Below are 16,780 nucleotides of genomic sequence, written 5' to 3'. Positions count from 1 at the left end.
GAAATTGTTCTTGTCTGTTAATTGATGTAGTCTTCAAGTGAAGTCGACAAGATTAGATTTTTGATAAAAATCACAAAACTATCTTTAAAATAGAATTTGGTAGAGTCTTAAATTGATAAAATTATCCCTAATCTTTAGAACAGGAAAAACGTTGTATTCAGTAGCTATTAAATAAAAAATCATTCACTCTTTTGAGATACTTGATTTTCTAAGTAGCCTAAATGTACTCTCCAGTAACCTAGAGGTTATGAGTTTAACAACAGATTCCATCAATTTCTTTTAATTCGATTATCTCTATCATTAATAATGTCTAGAAGCTAAAGCATCAAAATTAGGTGTGTAATTAGAAGCATAAACTAATGGATCCCCTGTTAAGTACTAAATACTCTTACTTTTTAAAGTACTGACAGTTCCGATTTCCAACAAAAAGCCCCGTTATCGCAATGATGACAGGGCTTTGTTTTTTTAGGGGAAAACTAAAAATTTGTAATCTTTAAAATGCCGGATCTGGTCTTCCTTTAAGACGAATCTCTATTTTTTTCTTTTTAGCTGTTAGACGCTTCATGATATCCATAAGTTTAGAATCCTTCGTTTTTTTATAAATATCATTTAACGCTAAAATTAGTCGTTTGGCTTCTCTAGAGGCAACCACTCTATCGCTGGTAGACATATGGCTCATTTTTGCCTTTTCAAACTCAAGTGCTTCTTTTATTAAATCCATAGCTGTTTATTTATATTGCAATAAAGATAAATTAACTAAAAGCTAATTATATAGAATTGCTATCGATTCTAATAATTTACAGATAGTTTCGGACTATTGAATTTGGTGACTGTATTAAACCGAAAAATTAGGGGTATCACTTTAAGTTAATCTACTTTAAAATATGCCTTGCGTTGTTTAAAATCTAGTACCCAATGAACTTCCTTGAGAATTTGCCCTCCAAGAATTGCTGTAAATGAGGTTGGAGAAGGAGTTTTGTTAAAATAGGCGGGGAGGTCGGCAAATTCAATACTACCTATGGTCGCTTTTGGAATAAAAACACGATCTGATCTAATTACTGAACCATCGGTACCTTCAGATGCAGATGTGCCTTGCTGCTGAAACTGATTTGCTAAACCATGCTTCTTAATCATTTTATGATATACAATGAGTTCTCCATTAAATCCGGTGTCTATCATTACTGGCACAACAACAGCTTTTTCCCCCTTAAAAATTAACATATCAATAAACGGTACATCTTCTTTTAAATCTATAGGAAGCGATTCGTACGTCGCTCGTTGAGACAACGTTGTTTCATTTAGGTGCATTATTAAATGCTCTAGCTTGTAGTCTATTTCAATAAGATAATCTTTAAAGAAGGGATAACCAACGACACCGTCAAAACTGTAGTGTTCTTTTGGATATGCAATCCCTAATAGTTCTTCTTTCTTACGTATAAACTTTCCAATCTGAAGTGTGTTATTACTACTTACCGCCTGTTTTGTAAAACCGTTAGCGCCTCTGTTGTCCACCTCACTATCGAAGTTCAAAGATATTTTATGATCAGTTTGTGTAGTATTAACAACCATAGAGCTCGCCCCTGTGTCGAAGATAAAATCTAAAGGCTTCGAATCATTTACACGTACCTTTATATAGATTCTGTTATCACTGCCAAGTGTAAATGGAATGGTATCTTGTGCCTTAGCGTTAATACCAAGAGCTACAAATAGCAGGGGAACATAGAAATTTTTAAAAGAGGGGCGTTTATGCATCTAGTGCTTTTTATAATACATTAGTCTAAAATGGGTACTGGGTTTTTGTCTTCACCAATAGCGACAAACGTAAAATAACCCGTCACCACCTTTTCACGGTTGCTGCTGTACATGTCTTCCATAAACATATCTACCTTAACTACACAGCTACTGCGTCCTACCTTATTTACTCTTGCTACAAGTTCTACAATACTTCCCTGTGGAATAGGTTTGGTAAAATCAATTTTATCTGTACTAACGGTTACTACTTTTTTTCTACTAAATCGAGTGGCACATATAAAAGAAGCTTCATCCATCATATGTAAGGTAGTGCCACCAAATAGTGTGTCATAGTGATTTGTAGTGTTTGGAAATACAGCTTTAAAGATTCGAGTTTCAGACTCATCTTTACGAAGTTCTACGTCTTGCATTGTCTTTTATTATCTACTTATTAAAGAAAGTAATCCCCCTGTATAACTCATACAAAATAGGAATAGTATTTTTGTTGCTCAAAGATACGCAAATGGAGAACGAAACCTTACAAAAGCTAGCATGGCGATATGCCACGAAAAAGTTTGATATCTCAAAGAAGCTTTCCGAAGAAAAATTACATATTTTGAAAGAAGCATTTAATCTAACGGCTACTTCATACGGTCTGCAACCGCTAAAGATGGTGGTGATACAAAATCAGGAGGTTAAAGAACAGCTCGTTCCAATTACGATGGAGCAACAGCAGGTCGCAGATGCTTCTCATGTCTTAGTTTTATGTGTAGAAAGAACTTTGTCAAAGAGTTACATCGAAGAATATTTCAATAGGGTTGCGGCCATTAGAAACACCCCCAAAGCCATTTTGCAACCATTTGAAACTTTTTTAGTAGACAGTTTTTCTGAAAAGGATACGCTAGAAGTCCGTCAATGGATGGAAAAACAAGCTTATATTGCGCTTGGAAACCTCCTAACAGTATGTGCGTACGAAGGTATAGATGCATGCCCAATTGAAGGATTTGAACCTAAAAAATACGATGAGTTCCTAGACTTGGCATCTCACAATCTGCATTCTGTTCTTGTTCTGGCAGTAGGCTATCGTGCTTCAGACGATATGTTTGCAACCCTCAAAAAAGTAAGAAAGGGCGCCGATACAGTAATCATTAATCACTAATTAAAAGGTATTGTATCTACCTCAACCTCACTCTCACCATTTTCTTTTAAAATTACCGTGTAGAGCATTCCATTTTCTGTATCGCTTATCTGACGATATTTTTTCTCGCCAATAATTGTGTTTACAAAGGCAGGTGTGGTATTGCTGTGGCCAACCACCAAGACCTGCTTTCCTCGAGTGGCTTCTTGAAATGCTTCGTCAAATAAGTTCGCTGGGTCATAAAACGCTACGGTAAGTCCTTTTTTTGAAGCAGTAGGTGCTGCAGTCTCTTTTGTGCGATTGTAATTGGTACTATACACTTGGTCTAATGGAATATCTTCAAAATAATTTGCCCAATGATTAGCGCGTTCTAAACCTATAGGAAGCAAACCGGGATCATCGGTTACCGTTCTGTCTTTTTCAGCATGTCTTATTAAGTAATATGTACTGCTAATACCTTCTTCGGAAATATTAGCTGATTCAGCATTTTTAGTATCATTTCCGCAGGAAATAAATAGCATACAGGTAAAAAACAAGAGATAACGCATAGGTATATTTTATTTAAAGCCGAAAAATAACACTTTTTAAGAGATGTTAGTAAAATAATAACAGATAAACATAAGGGATTATGATTTCTTTATTACCCGAACACCTATAGCTGCATTATCTTTATGGTAACAAAAAAATAAAACTATGAACACGACAGAATTAAAAGGAAAATGGAATCAAATTAAAGGAAACGCCAAGCAACAATACGGCATTACCTTTAATGATGATGAATCATTTAGCGAAGGAAAATATGATGAAATGATTGGTCAAATTCAAGAGAAAACTGGAAAGGCCAAAAATGCCATCAAAGAAGAAATTGCTAGTTGGTAACAGCTAGCAGTATTTAGATTGTTATGAAAGAGAGAAGACCACGCAATAGCGTGGTCTTTTTTTATGATATTCGGGTTCTTAGCTCTATAAAACGGTAATAGCCGTTGCTAAAGAATATGTTACAACTACTAAGGTAATAGAAGCAATGTATAGTGCCAAAGCTTTATTTCTTGGTTGCCTACTTCGGGTCATTGATAAAATTTCATTTTGCGTTTTCATGGTCGTTCAGTTTTAAGATTGATATACAAATAAGACGACCAACCTACTGAATTTGTTACATCTAAACTTAAAATTTATCATTCGGCTAAGGTATAGCCAAAGAATCCTATTAGCATTTCATCAAAACTTTGTATGCCAAAACCGATGTCTTTAGAGGCATCTGGGTTTAACGGATTTTGGACCGTGTTGTCATAAATACCTTCTACAAATACTACAGAACCGGCTGGCGCATAAATTGGCTTTTTTAATTTATATAACCATTGCCAATCTATACTAAAGTCGGGCACAGAAACAAGTTTTGTAATGTCACCATTGGGCTTAATTAGAGACATGTTTATTTCTTTCCCACGATAATGCATATGCGGCATTAAATAGTGAATGTGTATCGCCTTGCTGATTGTGTCGCTGGCCACAATTCTAACATTATCAGTATTGGCAGGAATTTTAAACCTAATGTTGGTCGGCGCAAGCGGATAAAATAGTTTTTCAGGTTTTGCATCATAAAAATAGAAGCCTATCTTAGTTTGGTCGGTGGTAGCAACACCTATTGGCGTGTAGTGCATTTGTACCGTTAACTTGGTTCCTTTTTTGAGAAATACCCCCGTATTGTTAGGAAAAAATGTGGCTTCATTTGCTCCAGCTCCTAACGCAATAAAATTATCACTCCAAAGACGTAGCTCTCTATCGGTAATCGGACTTTTTTTATGAGCTTCTCTATTCACCAAAACAATATGATGTAGTAGCCTTGGATCGCCTGGTCTTATCTCTACGCCACGTAACCATTTGTCCTCCTTTAACTCAAGATCAAATGTCTGATATCTGTATGGGAGCAGTTTGGTGGCGGGAATAGCCTCTTCTTTTAGAATCACTATTTTGTCTGGTTCGCCATGTTGCCAATCTTTCTTCGGAAATGTTAGCTGTTGCAGCGTGTCCGTACCAGTGCCTAGAGGCAAACCATTGTCAATCCACTCAATGATTTTGCGAGCACTGCTATCTGCCAGTGAGAAATTATCTTGAAACGCTCCCACATTCGGATTTGCTTTCCATGGAGGCATTCTTTTACTTAATAATACTTCTTTTATCATTGCAGACCAGCCTGAAACCGTTTGGTAATCGTCCATAGACCAAGGCGCGCGTCCACCTTTTCTATGGCATTGTACACAGTTATCTGCTAATATGGGACCAATATCGTCTGTATAGGTAAGTGTTTGTTCTTTTCGAAGTTTAGCAATTCTGGTTACTGTACAACCTCGGGTAACTTCTTGTTTGCTCTGAACTGGATCACCATCTAAAATTGCATCTAGCGCATTTCGTAAATAGATTTCTGAAGCATTATTCTTTTGAGTCTCATAGTCAATCCTGTTGTTAATAGGTCCTCGGTATAAAATCTGGCGCGTTGTGGGGTGCAGAACAATAGCTTCTGCTGTAATATTAATGTCTAATGCGTCTGCAAGAACTTGTGCATTATCAACCAGCACCGGCGTTTGAAATTTAAACTCAGATGCTTCCTTGGCAATTTCTTTAACATCGTCTTGCATATTGCTATTCACCATAAAAAACTGGAAGTCGTCTTTGTAGTCATTAACAACAGAATGAAAATCGGTTAATGCATTCCGAACAATAGGGCAGCCGTTGCCTTGTACCCAAAGCACAATTGCTTTACGATTGTTATAGCGTGAGAAGCGATGCATTTTTCCTTCGCTATCATATAGGGCGTAATCACTTTTACGGCCGTCGGCTACTGCTTTAGGTTCCTCACAGCTGTACATAGACATGAGCCCTAGAGCGATAATGAATAAATAGAGAAGCCTGTTCATACGCCACGAAAATACACATTCTAGCCGATTATGACGTAAAAAAAACCACCCACACTCGTTAGAATGCGGGTGGACTAACCAACCAAATTTGAGGTTTTATTGAAGTATCTCACGCTTCGTTAGGCAACCCCGGCCTTAATTCATTTCGAATTCACTAGGTCTCCTTCGTTTCTAAACACTAGTTCATCGTTAAAACTGTCTAAGAGAATAATACTGTCTGTTGTAATTTTGCCTCCCAAAATTTCTTTCGAAAGACGATTAAGTACTTCTCTCTGTATCACTCGCTTCACGGGTCTTGCTCCAAATTGTGGATCAAATCCTTTTTCGGCTAAATATGCAACAGCCTCTTCTGTAGCATCTAAGGTGATATGTTGTTTAGACAACATTTTTGTTAAACCTTTCAATTGAAGCCCGACAATTTCTTTAATATCCTCCTTGTTTAAAGGAGTAAACATCACGATATCATCAATTCTGTTTAAAAATTCAGGTCGTACTGTTTGTTTTAATAACCCTAGCACTTCTAGTTTGGCACCTTCCATAGCCGTTTCAGGGTCTTTAACGCTTTCAAATTTTTGCTGAATGATATCACTTCCCATATTACTGGTCATAATAATAATAGCATTTTTGAAATCGGCTGTCCTTCCTTTATTATCGGTTAAACGTCCTTCGTCTAATACTTGTAAAAGTATATTAAAGGTGTCTGGGTGTGCTTTTTCAATTTCGTCTAGCAATACCACCGAATACGGCTTTCTTCTCACGGCTTCGGTTAACTGCCCGCCTTCGTCATAGCCCACATATCCTGGAGGCGCACCTACCAATCGACTAACGCTATGGCGTTCTTGGTATTCGCTCATGTCTATTCGAGTCATAGCATTTTCATCGTCAAACAGATATTCTGCCAATGCCTTTGCCAATTCTGTTTTACCAACACCCGTAGTTCCTAAAAATAGAAAACTTCCAATAGGCTTACGTTGGTCTTGTAAACCAGCACGACTTCTTCGTATAGCATCACTAACCGCAACAATTGCCTCTTCTTGGCCCACCACACGTTTGTGTAGCTCTTCTTCTAATTGCAAAAGTTTTTCACGGTCGCTTTGAAGCATTTTGGTCACTGGAATTCCTGTCCATTTTGCTACAACTTCGGCAATATCTTCATTGGTCACTTCTTCTTTGATAAGTGAAAATTCAGACTGATTTCTGGCTAATTCGCTTTCTAGAGCAGCCAATTGTTCTTGTGTTTCTTTAATCTTTCCGTAGCGAATTTCAGCAACCTTTCCGAAGTCACCATCACGTTCTGCCTTTTCGGCTTCTAATTTTAAACCTTCAATTTCAGTTTTATACTGTTGAATGCGTTCTACAACTTCTTTTTCGCTTTTCCATCTCGCATTAAGCTCATTGCGCTCTTCTTTTAGATTTGCTAGTTCAGAACGTAGTGACTTTAATTTTTGCTCGTCTTTTTCTCGTTTAATAGCCTCTATTTCAATTTCTAGTTGCATTACCTTTCGGTCTAAAACATCTAGCTCTTCTGGCTTCGAGTTAATCTCCATGCGCAATTTAGAGGCAGCCTCATCCATCAAATCGATAGCTTTATCTGGTAAAAAACGATTGGTAATATAACGTTGCGATAATTCAACAGCAGCAATAATTGCTTCATCTTTAATACGCACTTTGTGGTGTGTCTCATACTTTTCTTTGATACCACGCAGTATAGAAATGGCGCTTTCAGTATCTGGCTCGTCCACCAATACTTTCTGAAAACGACGTTCTAACGCCTTGTCTTTTTCAAAGTATTTTTGATATTCATCTAGGGTAGTGGCACCAATTGCTCGTAACTCACCTCTTGCCAAAGCTGGTTTAAGGATGTTTGCGGCATCCATAGCTCCTTGTCCGCCACCAGCGCCTACCAAGGTATGTATCTCGTCAATAAACAGCACAATATCCCCATCGCTACCTGTTACCTCTTTAATAACAGCTTTAAGACGCTCTTCAAATTCACCTTTAAATTTGGCTCCAGCAATAAGAGCACCCATGTCTAAGCTGAAAATTTCTTTTGTTTTTAAATTATCTGGCACATCACCATCTACAATACGGTGTGCAAGTCCTTCTGCGATGGCAGTTTTACCAGTACCTGGTTCACCAACAAGCATGGGATTGTTTTTGGTGCGACGAGTAAGAATCTGAAGGATTCTTCTAATTTCTTCATCACGACCAATTACAGGGTCTAGCTTGCCATCACGCGCTAATTGGTTTAGATTGCGGGCATACTTATTAAGCGAATTATAGGTTTCTTCTGCAGACTGTGAAGTTACTCGATCTCCTTTTCGCAATTCATCGATGGCACTTCTCAGACCTTTTTCTGTAACGCCATTGTCTTTTAAGGACTGGGCAATCTGACTTTTAGATTTAAATATTGCCAATAATAAATGTTCTATCGAAACATATTCGTCGTTCATTTTTTTAGCAATAATGCTCGCCTCATTTACTGTTTTTCCAGCTTCGCGAGATAACATAATATCTCCTCCCGAAACTTTCGAAAAACTCTCCAGTTGCTTGTCGAGCACTTTCTCAAGCAATTCTGTATTTACATTCAACTTTTTTAAGAGGAATGGGATCACGTGTTCATCAACATCGAATATGGCTTTTAAGATATGCTCATTTTCTATTTGTTGATGTCCGAAACCTTGCGCCAACTGCTGTGCTTGTTGGATGGCTTCCTGACTTTTTATAGTATAATTATTAAAATTCATATAGTTCGTCCGCAAAGGCGGTATCTTTTATTGTTAGTATCTAGTTATTCAATAATTTGGCTTACGCCGAAAATCTATGTTACATTAAAATTTTGTTTTGTTACGTAAATTTTCATCTTTCGAAACTAGTATTTCAAATACTGAACCATAGTAAGTTTACGACAGTTTGTCTGTAAAAAGAGTGTGTTAAACAGACAATTTGGCTGATACAGGAAGAGTTTGTACTATAATTATGATAGTAATTCTGACGGATTTATACCAAAACGTGCTTTAAAAGTTTTGTTGAAGTAAGGCGAAGAAGAAATTCCGACGTCATACCGTACTTCAGACAAGGTAAAGAAGGTACGGTGTTGTAGAAGTTGATATGCTTTTTGAAGTCTAACTTCAAGAATAAATTGAACAGGTGTCATTCCTGTGTACTGCTTTACAATTCGTGTTAATTGCCGCTGACTGTAGTGTACACGTTCAGCTAATTGGGCAACCTTAAAATGTTCGTCACTTATGTTTTCAAGTACCACTCCCTCCATCTCTTTCAGTAATTTTTCATCAGAACTTTGGGTGTCATTCAACAAATCTTTGTTTTGCAGTTGATACTTTTTTCTTGACTCTTGGTGTGTAAGTAAGTTCTCAACACGGGCTAGCAGCTCGTTTTTACTGAAGGGTTTTACAATATAATCGTCTATACCCAGCGCAAATCCTCTTACTTTATCTTCTTCAAGCGTTTTCGCTGAAATTAGTATAAAAGGAATGTTTTTAGCCGCTGAAATTTCATTAAGACTAGCTCGTAACTCGAAACCATCCATCTGTGGCATCATGATGTCTGAGGTGATCAAATCGAATGTTTCACCTTTTACCTTTTGCAATGCTTCTGCGCCATCAAATGCCAAAGTGCAATGGTATTGCGGTGAAAGTATTTCTTCTAAATAAGAAGCCATTTGCGGATTGTCTTCGGCAATTAAAATTTTCGGTTTTTTATCATACCCCTTCGTAGTGTCAACCAATGGTTCAACTAGTGCTTCTGTTCTAGTTGGTAGTTCTTCTTCGGCAACAACGTCACCACCAACTTTAGGTACGGGTAGCGTTAGGGTAAAGGTACTTCCAGTATTTAACTGGCTCGTTACACCTAAGTCGCCTCCTAATAGGAGCGCAAATTCGCGCGAGAGTGATAAGCCAATTCCAATACCTCCAATGGCCTTGCTGGTAGAGGCTTGGTAAAATCGTTCGAATATTTTTTCGGTTTCGTCATAATGAATGCCTTCTCCTTGATCGTTAACTTCAAAATAAAGCAATTCTTGTACTACTTTAGTATTTACAGTTATAGCACTGTTAGATGGAGAATACTTAATGGCATTAGACAATAAGTTATTAACGATTCGCTCGGTTTTTTCAAGATCTAATGCGGTGGTGTATGTCGCAGAAATTGAAGACTGATAATCTAGTGTTAACTGCTTCATGTCTGCTAACGATTTAAACGAAAGTACCATTCTGCGTAACGTATCATCTAGATTTGTTGTTTCTTTATTAATGGTTGTTTTTTTCTTTTCAAATTTCAGTAAGGCTAAAATCTCGTTAGCATCTTCTGTCACTTTTTTGCTGTTTTCTAGCGCTATTTTAATATTGCGTTCTGCTTTTTCTTTATTGCTGAAATTTTCTAAAGCCAGATTAAGGTTCCCAGAAATTAAGGTTAAGGGAGTACGTATTTCATGGGCAATGTTACCAAGAAATTTAAACCGAAGTTCATTAACTTCTTGCTCCTTTTGAAGTTCTGCTTCAATCGCTATTTTCCGTTTCTTCTGTCTGAAGCTGATGTACTGAAAAAGCCCTAATGCTAGAAGTAGGGTTGCCACACTGCCAAATATCCAATTGTTTCGGTTGTTCTTTTGTTTGGCAATTTCTAATTGCTGCTCAGCAATTTCTTTGTCTTTTTGTTCGGCGTTAAATTTTGCGTTAAACGCTGCGTATTCTTCAGTTGCTTTTGAGTTGTATAGCGAGTCTTTTAGCCGAATAACATCATCTTTATAGTCAATTGCCTTTTCGTATGCACCTAACTTAGAGTGTGCTTTAGAAAGCCCATTCATCAATAAAATTTTATCACGAATGTTGGTTTCAGTAGCCGATAAGGATTGTTCGAAATATGAAACAGCCTCTTTGTAATTTCCTAACTCATTTTCTATAAAACCAAGATTGTATAAAGCCACTTTTATAAGAGGAATATATTGAATACTTCGAGAAAATTCTAACCCTTTTAACGCATCGTTCTTTGCACGTTGCATATCGTAATTATTATCCATAATAATTGTTGAGCCAGTAACATATATATACGCAAGACTTCCTATGTCGTCTTCCTTTATTTGATTCAATAGTATTTCCGTATAATTCTGAAACTCATCGTAATTTTCAGAAACTTCTCTTAGCGCAGTATAGACAGCAAAGGTTTTTGTGTAATCGGCACCAATTTGTTGGTACATCTTTAAGGATTTTTCAAGGTATTTTTTTGCATCGCGCCTATTTTCATTCCAAGTATAGAGATACCCAAGATTATAATAAGATTCGGCCATTAGAGTCGTATCTTTCATTTTTTCTGAAAGCTCCATTGCCTGTACATTGTAGGTAAGTGCCTCACTATTTTTGTCTAAGTAAGAAGCTATGCTGCCTTTAAGAACGATACTCTTATAAAAGTAGATAGGCATGTTATATACTTCATTTAGACTGTCTAATTGCAGTAATTGAATCTTTGCCTTGTCATAATCCCCTATATGATTTAAGTAATACGCGTTGTTATATAACGTAGCCAATTGCAAAGAATCACACGTGCAGTCGTACATGATTTCGATGGCCTTTTTGGTGTAAATTAATGAAGAGTCTAATTGGTTTTGAACTGCTGCACTGTTAAGAAATAGTATCTTTTGTTGTACCGAAGCATTTTTCAGACTATCAGGAATTAATTTTTGTGCTCCAGCAATATGTACCGAAAGACAAGCTAAAAAGCCAAAAATCAATTTTTTCATGGTTGGTAGTTTCCTCAAATATAGATAAAAATATGTCTCAAATTCGCCATGGCAAGAACAAGACGGTATCTGTCTAATTAGAGAATGCCCTTTGAAAATCAGCACTTTATGTTTGCTTATATAAATTTTAAAGGGCACAACATGAAAACTTCACTCACATTATTTTTTGTTCTAATTTTCTTCGGAAAAGCGTTTTCGCAAGTTGGTATTGGTACAACTACACCAAATGCACAACTTGATATAAGCGCAAGCAATTCGGCAACTCCGTCTAATACCGACGGACTCCTAATACCAAAAATTGACGAATTTCCCGTTACTGTACCAACGAGCGCACAAGACGGAATGTTAGTTTTTGTGACCGGAAACGGCACACCAACCAAAGGCTTTTATTATTGGGATCAGGGAACAACCTCTTGGATACCGTTTGTAGGAAGCGGAGGTGCTTCAGAATGGGTAGATAATGGTCCCGATCTTAGCCCGGTTGCTGGTGCAACTAAAGATGTGTCTGTCGGAGGATTAAATGACACTTCGGCTAGATTAACGGTGAGAAGCGACAAAAGTGTTGGCGGACTTTTTACCAATAGTTCTACGCAAGATGTGGCAATGTATGGTTTGCAAACCATTTTACAGAATGATAGTACAGATCCCTCTTCTGTAACCGTAGCCAATCAAAACGAAATAACCGTTACGGGCGTTGGAACGAGTGTTGGAGAATTTAACTTTATAGATGGAGCAGGTTCTGGGTTCAAATTGGGTGTAATTAATTTTATGAATGGAGCCGGCACGGGAAATCAAACGAGTTTTAGTTCATTTTTAGATGGAGCGGGTCAAGGCGACCAAACAGGAATTATAACCGATATCACAAACTCTGGAGATGCATTTCATACAGGCCTTATAAATACTATGGGTGGTTCTGGCTCTGGTGCGCATGTAGGCGTTACAAATTCATTATACGGAACAGGTACAGGAAGTCAATTTGCGATTGAGAATAGAATTACAAATTCTGGCGACGGTAATCATATTGGTCAGAAAACATTCATTAATAATTCTGGCAATGGCTTTCATATGGGTGTTGATAACCAATTGCTTGGGGCTGGCGACGGCGGAAAAACAGGTGCTAACAATTTTGTAGACTCATCTGGTTCGGGAAACCATATAGGAACCAACAACTGGGTAGCAAGCTCAGGTTCTGGTAATCACATAGGATCCTATAATTTTTTAAATGGGGCCGGTTCTGGCGACAAATATGGAATACAGAGTTTACTACTTCCTACCGCAGGTGGACAGCATTACGGAGTCTGGTCGAGCGCATTAAAAACAGGTGCTTATGCAGGATACTTTTTAGGAGACGTAGCTATCGGGACAACTGCAGGCAACTTATACACATTACCTCCCTCAAGAGGAACAGCGGGTCAAGTAATGCAAACAGACGGAGCAGGAAACGTAAGCTGGGCAGCACCAGGTGGTGGGGCAGATGCAGATTGGTTAGAACAAGGTACTGGGCTTCCAGCAGATGCCATTACCGACAATATTTATACGAACGGCGAAGTAGTTATTGGAGGCAATCTAAGTACAGGTGGTAAATTAGAAGTTTTTGACGATTCAGAATTGCGAGCGATTCATGTACGTAAATTTGGAAATTACCCAAGTACTTTCTCTGCTATTGGTGTATTAGCACAAGTATCTGCTACTGGTACCGATTATAATGTTGGTTTTCATGCGAGCATGTCTACCGCTGGAACAAATTCGCCACAATATGGGTACTGGGCTACCTTAGAAGGAACGGGCCTCGGAGAACAGATAGCTTATTCAGCTACTATTAATACAGATAATAATTATGATCATGTAGGTTTACGGTTATTGTTACAAGGAGGTGGAGGCACTCATTTTGGTTCAAAAATCACCTTGGGTGGTTCAAGCGGTCAGAATGGGAATCAAACCGTTATTCATAATGAAATTATCAATCAAGGAAATGGTATTCATAAAGGAGTGGTAACTTCTATTATTGGCCATGGAACCGGCCTTCATGTTGGCCTAGATACAGACCTTACAGGAAATGGAAGCGGAGATAAAATTGGAAATGATGTGTACATTGCTGGTAATGGAGATGGTAACAGATTTGGTAATAAGGTCGAGATTCTAGCTGTTGGTAATGGGCCGTTAATTGGTACTCAAAACGAAATAACTGGGAGTAATTTTAATACCAAAACGGGGACAAAAAATATCATAACCGCTACAGGAGAAGCAATACATATTGGTACAGACAATCAACTCTCAGGAAACGCTACAGGGCCACAATATGGTACCCAAACCAATATATCTATTGCAGCTGCCAACAATGCGTCACACTACGGGGCGTATACAGATGTTAGTAGCATGGGGTCTGGTGTTCACTTCGGAAACTATATAAATTTGGGAAATGCAGGCAGCGGTAACCAACTAGGAACTTATATTGGAGTAAATAATTCGGGTAATGGAACGCATTATGGTACTCAAACTATACTTTCAGGTAGTGGAACAGGTTTGAAATACGGGAGTCATATCTTGCTACCGCCAAGTGCAGGAGGCACACATTACGGACTTTATTCTGAAGCGCTAAAAACAGGAAGCTACGCTGGTTACTTTTTAGGAAATTTAGCGGTTGGAACCACAACTGCAAATACGTATACCTTACCAGCATCTCGAGGAACCAATGGACAAATCATGCAAACTGATGGAGCGGGTGTAGTAAGTTGGACAACGCTGTCTTTACCGAGTTTTTCAGACATAGATGGCGATACTCAAATACAGGTTGAAGAAGTAGGAGACGAAGATAAAATACGTTTCGACACCAATGGGGTAGAACGTATGATTATAGATGCAAATGGAGTAGTGGGTATTAATACCACAACCCCTGGCGACGAGCTACACGTTAAGGGCGATATACGAATTGAGGCAAGTGCAGATACCGACTTCTGGTTTACTAGAGTAGATTTGGCAAATGACTATAATTTTTTCTACAACGGAACACTAAAATCGTACGTTCAAGATACCGATGGTAGTTATAATATATTTTCAGATAGAAGGTTAAAGAAAGATGTTGCCCCAATTTCAACAACTATTTCAGAAAAGGTATTACAACTAAAGCCTGTGAATTACAGTTATATTTCAGATGAAACAAATAGGCTTCAACATGGTTTTATCGCTCAAGAGGTGCAACAATTATTTCCAGAATTAGTAAATGAAAAGGAAACAGAAAATGGTACATTTCTAAGTCTAAATTATCAAGCCTTTGGAGTTTTGGCGATTAAAACAATACAAGAACAACAAAAAGAAATTGATACGTTAAAAGCGGAAATTTCAGAATTAAGAAAATTGGAAGACCGCATCGCGAAGTTAGAAATGAACTAACCACGAGGTGACTTATGCTATGCCCTTAGCAGAAGGCTGTTTGTCTACAATAAAGACGGCAGCCTTTTTTTAACCTTTAGTATTTCTTTGAGAAAGTTTCTACCCTATATGTCGTATTTTTACTGAAATTCAAAGTGTATGGGACTCTTTAGTAAATTCAACAAAACGCAACGCGATATCGCCAAAGAAGAAATCGTTGAAGTACCTTGGCACGTGCTTTCCGAAATGAAACAATTAGAGGAAATTTCCGAAGCATCTAAAACTACGCCCGTTGCCATATTTAAACACTCTACACGATGTGGAATCTCGCGTATGGTACTACGTAATTTTGAAAGTACCTATAGCCTTACCGATGACCAGATGAAATTGTATTTTCTAGATTTATTAGCGCATAGAGATGTTTCTGATGAAGTAGGCTACAAATTTCAAGTGCTTCACCAGAGTCCGCAATTAATTGTGATAAAAAACGGTGTGGCTGTAGCTAATGCATCTCACCATAGCATTAGAGCAGAAGAGCTTCAGAACTTTATATAAAGAAAGCCGACAAAATTGCCGGCTCTCCTTACTGATTTGTCTTTATCTTAAATCATTCTTCTTAAGAATATCTCTTAAATGTTCTTTTATATCGTCTCCAGCATCTAACACCATTTGTGCATTATTAGGAAACGGTACAAAGTCATTTTTTAACAATGCCTTATCTTCTATAGTTAAGGCTCTTTCATCACCTCGGAATTTTGCAAATACGTTTTCAAAAATAAATTCTGAAGCCAGCGGGTGTTTGTCAATATTTCTACCCCCTTGCAAATCGCGGTAAATTACATCGCCTCCAACCAAAACAGATTTAGACTGTACCGTATGGGTAACTCGTGCAGTTACTTCCTTAAAAAGATCTATGGTAACGTAGTTGCCATTTTCATCTTTTATCTTATTACCATTACGGTCTAACTTATATTTAAATCCGTCTTTAATTTTCTCTTTTCTTCTGTATTCTTTTTCGGTAACACGCTCTGGAGAGATTGCAATCTCTCTAAAATTAAGAACAATCCCAAAGTTGTATTGTATATCACGTTGTTGTTCGCTGTGATATACTGTCCAAAAATCGTCTAATTTATAGGTGTTAAAATCTAGCAATTCATTTTCCAATCTTCTTGGAATTATAACATTGCTGCGGTTGTTTAAAGTTACTAAAACAAAGTCGGTGCCATAAAAATGTGCATCATCTAAAAGTTGAGCAACATCCCTATAATTTGCTTGTACGTCGTTTAGCTCGCTCAGTACTTCATGAGCATCTCTGTAAGCCAATGTTGCGTTTTGCGCCATAAGATCTTGAGCTTCATCATACAACGATTGGGCAAAATTGTTTCGAGCTCTATTTATTTGCTGCGTGTAGTTTGCCATTGGAAAACTTGCCTCAAAGCCAGTTACTACGTTTTGCAAAGGCAATAACGGGCGAATGGTATTTTGTCTTGACTCTAAACCGAAATACAAATAATAAAGTTCGCGTAATGCTTGCGGAGAATTATCATTTTGAAGTTTTGTAATTCTTCGGTTATCGTCTGAAACTGCCTTAGCATAGGCTTCTTCAAGCAAGACAATGTGTTCATTAACTTGCTTGCTATTTCTGTCGTTCGCAATTTTCTTAACGGCTAAGCGAATCGCCTGGTCGTAATTTCCATTAAGAAGCATTTTTTGGTTTCTCTTTACGCTGTTACAAGCGCTTAGAGCCAAAAAGCATGTTAGAATAATCGTTAGCTGTTTCATAACGAATCGGTTTTGGTTACATAAAGTAAATTACAATTGGCGTGCCAAAAGAAATATATGTTGTAAGTTCTAGATAAACAGTGTGTTACA

At 37.7% G+C, this 16,780-nt stretch carries 13 protein-coding genes; 4 read left to right on the top strand and 9 right to left on the bottom strand.

Features of this window, described 5'->3' with window-relative positions; all coding sequences use genetic code 11:
* Positions 1–493 precede the first annotated feature (493 nt).
* From G5B37_RS04215 to G5B37_RS04205, 3 genes are all read right to left on the bottom strand, one after another.
* Positions 494–721, bottom strand: coding sequence for a hypothetical protein (locus tag G5B37_RS04215; protein WP_164678821.1), 228 nt, complete (start codon positions 719–721; stop codon positions 494–496).
* 146 nt (positions 722–867) lie between these two features.
* Complete coding sequence (locus G5B37_RS04210) at positions 868–1,752, bottom strand: aspartyl protease family protein (RefSeq protein WP_164678820.1); 885 nt, start codon at positions 1,750–1,752, stop codon at positions 868–870.
* Between the two features lie 20 nt (positions 1,753–1,772).
* On the bottom strand, positions 1,773–2,162 hold the full coding sequence (locus G5B37_RS04205) for an acyl-CoA thioesterase (protein ID WP_164678819.1): 390 nt from the start codon (positions 2,160–2,162) through the stop codon (positions 1,773–1,775).
* 92 nt (positions 2,163–2,254) lie between these two features.
* Between G5B37_RS04205 and G5B37_RS04200 the strand changes: the two genes are divergently transcribed.
* The gene (locus G5B37_RS04200; protein WP_164678818.1) at positions 2,255–2,890 is read left to right on the top strand and encodes an NAD(P)H-dependent oxidoreductase; all 636 of its coding nucleotides are present in this window, start codon (positions 2,255–2,257) and stop codon (positions 2,888–2,890) included.
* Here the strand turns inward: G5B37_RS04200 and G5B37_RS04195 are convergent.
* A complete protein-coding gene (locus G5B37_RS04195; RefSeq protein WP_164678817.1) occupies positions 2,887–3,417 on the bottom strand; it encodes a SixA phosphatase family protein in 531 nt (176 codons plus the stop codon). The genes G5B37_RS04200 and G5B37_RS04195 overlap by 4 nt on opposite strands.
* Before the next feature lie 145 nt (positions 3,418–3,562).
* Between G5B37_RS04195 and G5B37_RS04190 the strand changes: the two genes are divergently transcribed.
* On the top strand, positions 3,563–3,748 hold the full coding sequence (locus G5B37_RS04190; protein ID WP_164678816.1) for a CsbD family protein: 186 nt from the start codon (positions 3,563–3,565) through the stop codon (positions 3,746–3,748).
* An 84-nt stretch (positions 3,749–3,832) separates the two neighbouring features.
* Here G5B37_RS04190 and G5B37_RS15155 read toward each other — a convergent pair whose 3' ends face one another.
* The 4 genes from G5B37_RS15155 to G5B37_RS04175 all read right to left on the bottom strand — a co-directional run bounded on the left by G5B37_RS15155 (position 3,833) and on the right by G5B37_RS04175 (position 11,539).
* Entirely contained in the window at positions 3,833–3,967 is a 135-nt protein-coding gene (locus G5B37_RS15155; protein WP_263649842.1) for a hypothetical protein, read from the bottom strand.
* 77 nt (positions 3,968–4,044) lie between these two features.
* Entirely contained in the window at positions 4,045–5,784 is a 1,740-nt protein-coding gene (locus G5B37_RS04185) for a redoxin domain-containing protein (RefSeq protein WP_164678815.1), read from the bottom strand.
* A gap of 140 nt (positions 5,785–5,924) precedes the next feature.
* Positions 5,925–8,531, bottom strand: a complete 2,607-nt coding sequence (gene clpB, locus G5B37_RS04180; RefSeq protein ID WP_164678814.1) for an ATP-dependent chaperone ClpB — start codon at positions 8,529–8,531, stop codon at positions 5,925–5,927.
* A gap of 230 nt (positions 8,532–8,761) precedes the next feature.
* Positions 8,762–11,539: a response regulator gene (locus G5B37_RS04175; RefSeq protein ID WP_164678813.1), complete on the bottom strand. Its 2,778-nt coding sequence runs from the start codon at positions 11,537–11,539 to the stop codon at positions 8,762–8,764.
* A gap of 141 nt (positions 11,540–11,680) precedes the next feature.
* Between G5B37_RS04175 and G5B37_RS04170 the strand changes: the two genes are divergently transcribed.
* Positions 11,681–14,929, top strand: coding sequence for a tail fiber domain-containing protein (locus G5B37_RS04170; protein WP_164678812.1), 3,249 nt, complete (start codon positions 11,681–11,683; stop codon positions 14,927–14,929).
* A gap of 138 nt (positions 14,930–15,067) precedes the next feature.
* Complete coding sequence (gene ytxJ / locus G5B37_RS04165) at positions 15,068–15,463, top strand: bacillithiol system redox-active protein YtxJ (RefSeq protein ID WP_164678811.1); 396 nt, start codon at positions 15,068–15,070, stop codon at positions 15,461–15,463.
* Between the two features lie 42 nt (positions 15,464–15,505).
* On the opposite strand, the gene G5B37_RS04160 is transcribed toward ytxJ, so the two are convergent.
* Positions 15,506–16,690 (bottom strand): hypothetical protein, encoded by a 1,185-nt coding sequence (locus G5B37_RS04160; protein ID WP_164678810.1) that lies wholly within the window; start codon positions 16,688–16,690, stop codon positions 15,506–15,508.
* Positions 16,691–16,780: the final 90 nt, after the last annotated feature.

This window comes from Rasiella rasia (genome assembly GCF_011044175.1).
Taxonomy (GTDB): Bacteria; Bacteroidota; Bacteroidia; order Flavobacteriales; family Flavobacteriaceae; genus Marinirhabdus; species Marinirhabdus rasia.
Note: the sequence above shows the minus strand (reverse complement) of the source record. Positions and strands in the feature narration are given on the sequence as shown.

Bases quoted from the DNA above. Each gene is read 5' to 3' on its own strand.
- G5B37_RS04215 (WP_164678821.1), bottom strand. From the start codon at position 721: ATGGATTTAATAAAAGAAGCACTTGAGTTTGAAAAGGCAAAAATGAGC.
- G5B37_RS04210 (WP_164678820.1), bottom strand. From the start codon at position 1,752: ATGCATAAACGCCCCTCTTTTAAAAATTTCTATGTTCCCCTGCTATTT.
- G5B37_RS04205 (WP_164678819.1), bottom strand. From the start codon at position 2,162: ATGCAAGACGTAGAACTTCGTAAAGATGAGTCTGAAACTCGAATCTTT.
- G5B37_RS04200 (WP_164678818.1), top strand. From the start codon at position 2,255: ATGGAGAACGAAACCTTACAAAAGCTAGCATGGCGATATGCCACGAAA.
- G5B37_RS04195 (WP_164678817.1), bottom strand. From the start codon at position 3,417: ATGCGTTATCTCTTGTTTTTTACCTGTATGCTATTTATTTCCTGCGGA.
- G5B37_RS04190 (WP_164678816.1), top strand. From the start codon at position 3,563: ATGAACACGACAGAATTAAAAGGAAAATGGAATCAAATTAAAGGAAAC.
- G5B37_RS15155 (WP_263649842.1), bottom strand. From the start codon at position 3,967: ATGAAAACGCAAAATGAAATTTTATCAATGACCCGAAGTAGGCAACCA.
- G5B37_RS04185 (WP_164678815.1), bottom strand. From the start codon at position 5,784: ATGAACAGGCTTCTCTATTTATTCATTATCGCTCTAGGGCTCATGTCT.
- clpB (WP_164678814.1), bottom strand. From the start codon at position 8,531: ATGAATTTTAATAATTATACTATAAAAAGTCAGGAAGCCATCCAACAA.
- G5B37_RS04175 (WP_164678813.1), bottom strand. From the start codon at position 11,539: ATGAAAAAATTGATTTTTGGCTTTTTAGCTTGTCTTTCGGTACATATT.
- G5B37_RS04170 (WP_164678812.1), top strand. From the start codon at position 11,681: ATGAAAACTTCACTCACATTATTTTTTGTTCTAATTTTCTTCGGAAAA.
- ytxJ (WP_164678811.1), top strand. From the start codon at position 15,068: ATGGGACTCTTTAGTAAATTCAACAAAACGCAACGCGATATCGCCAAA.
- G5B37_RS04160 (WP_164678810.1), bottom strand. From the start codon at position 16,690: ATGAAACAGCTAACGATTATTCTAACATGCTTTTTGGCTCTAAGCGCT.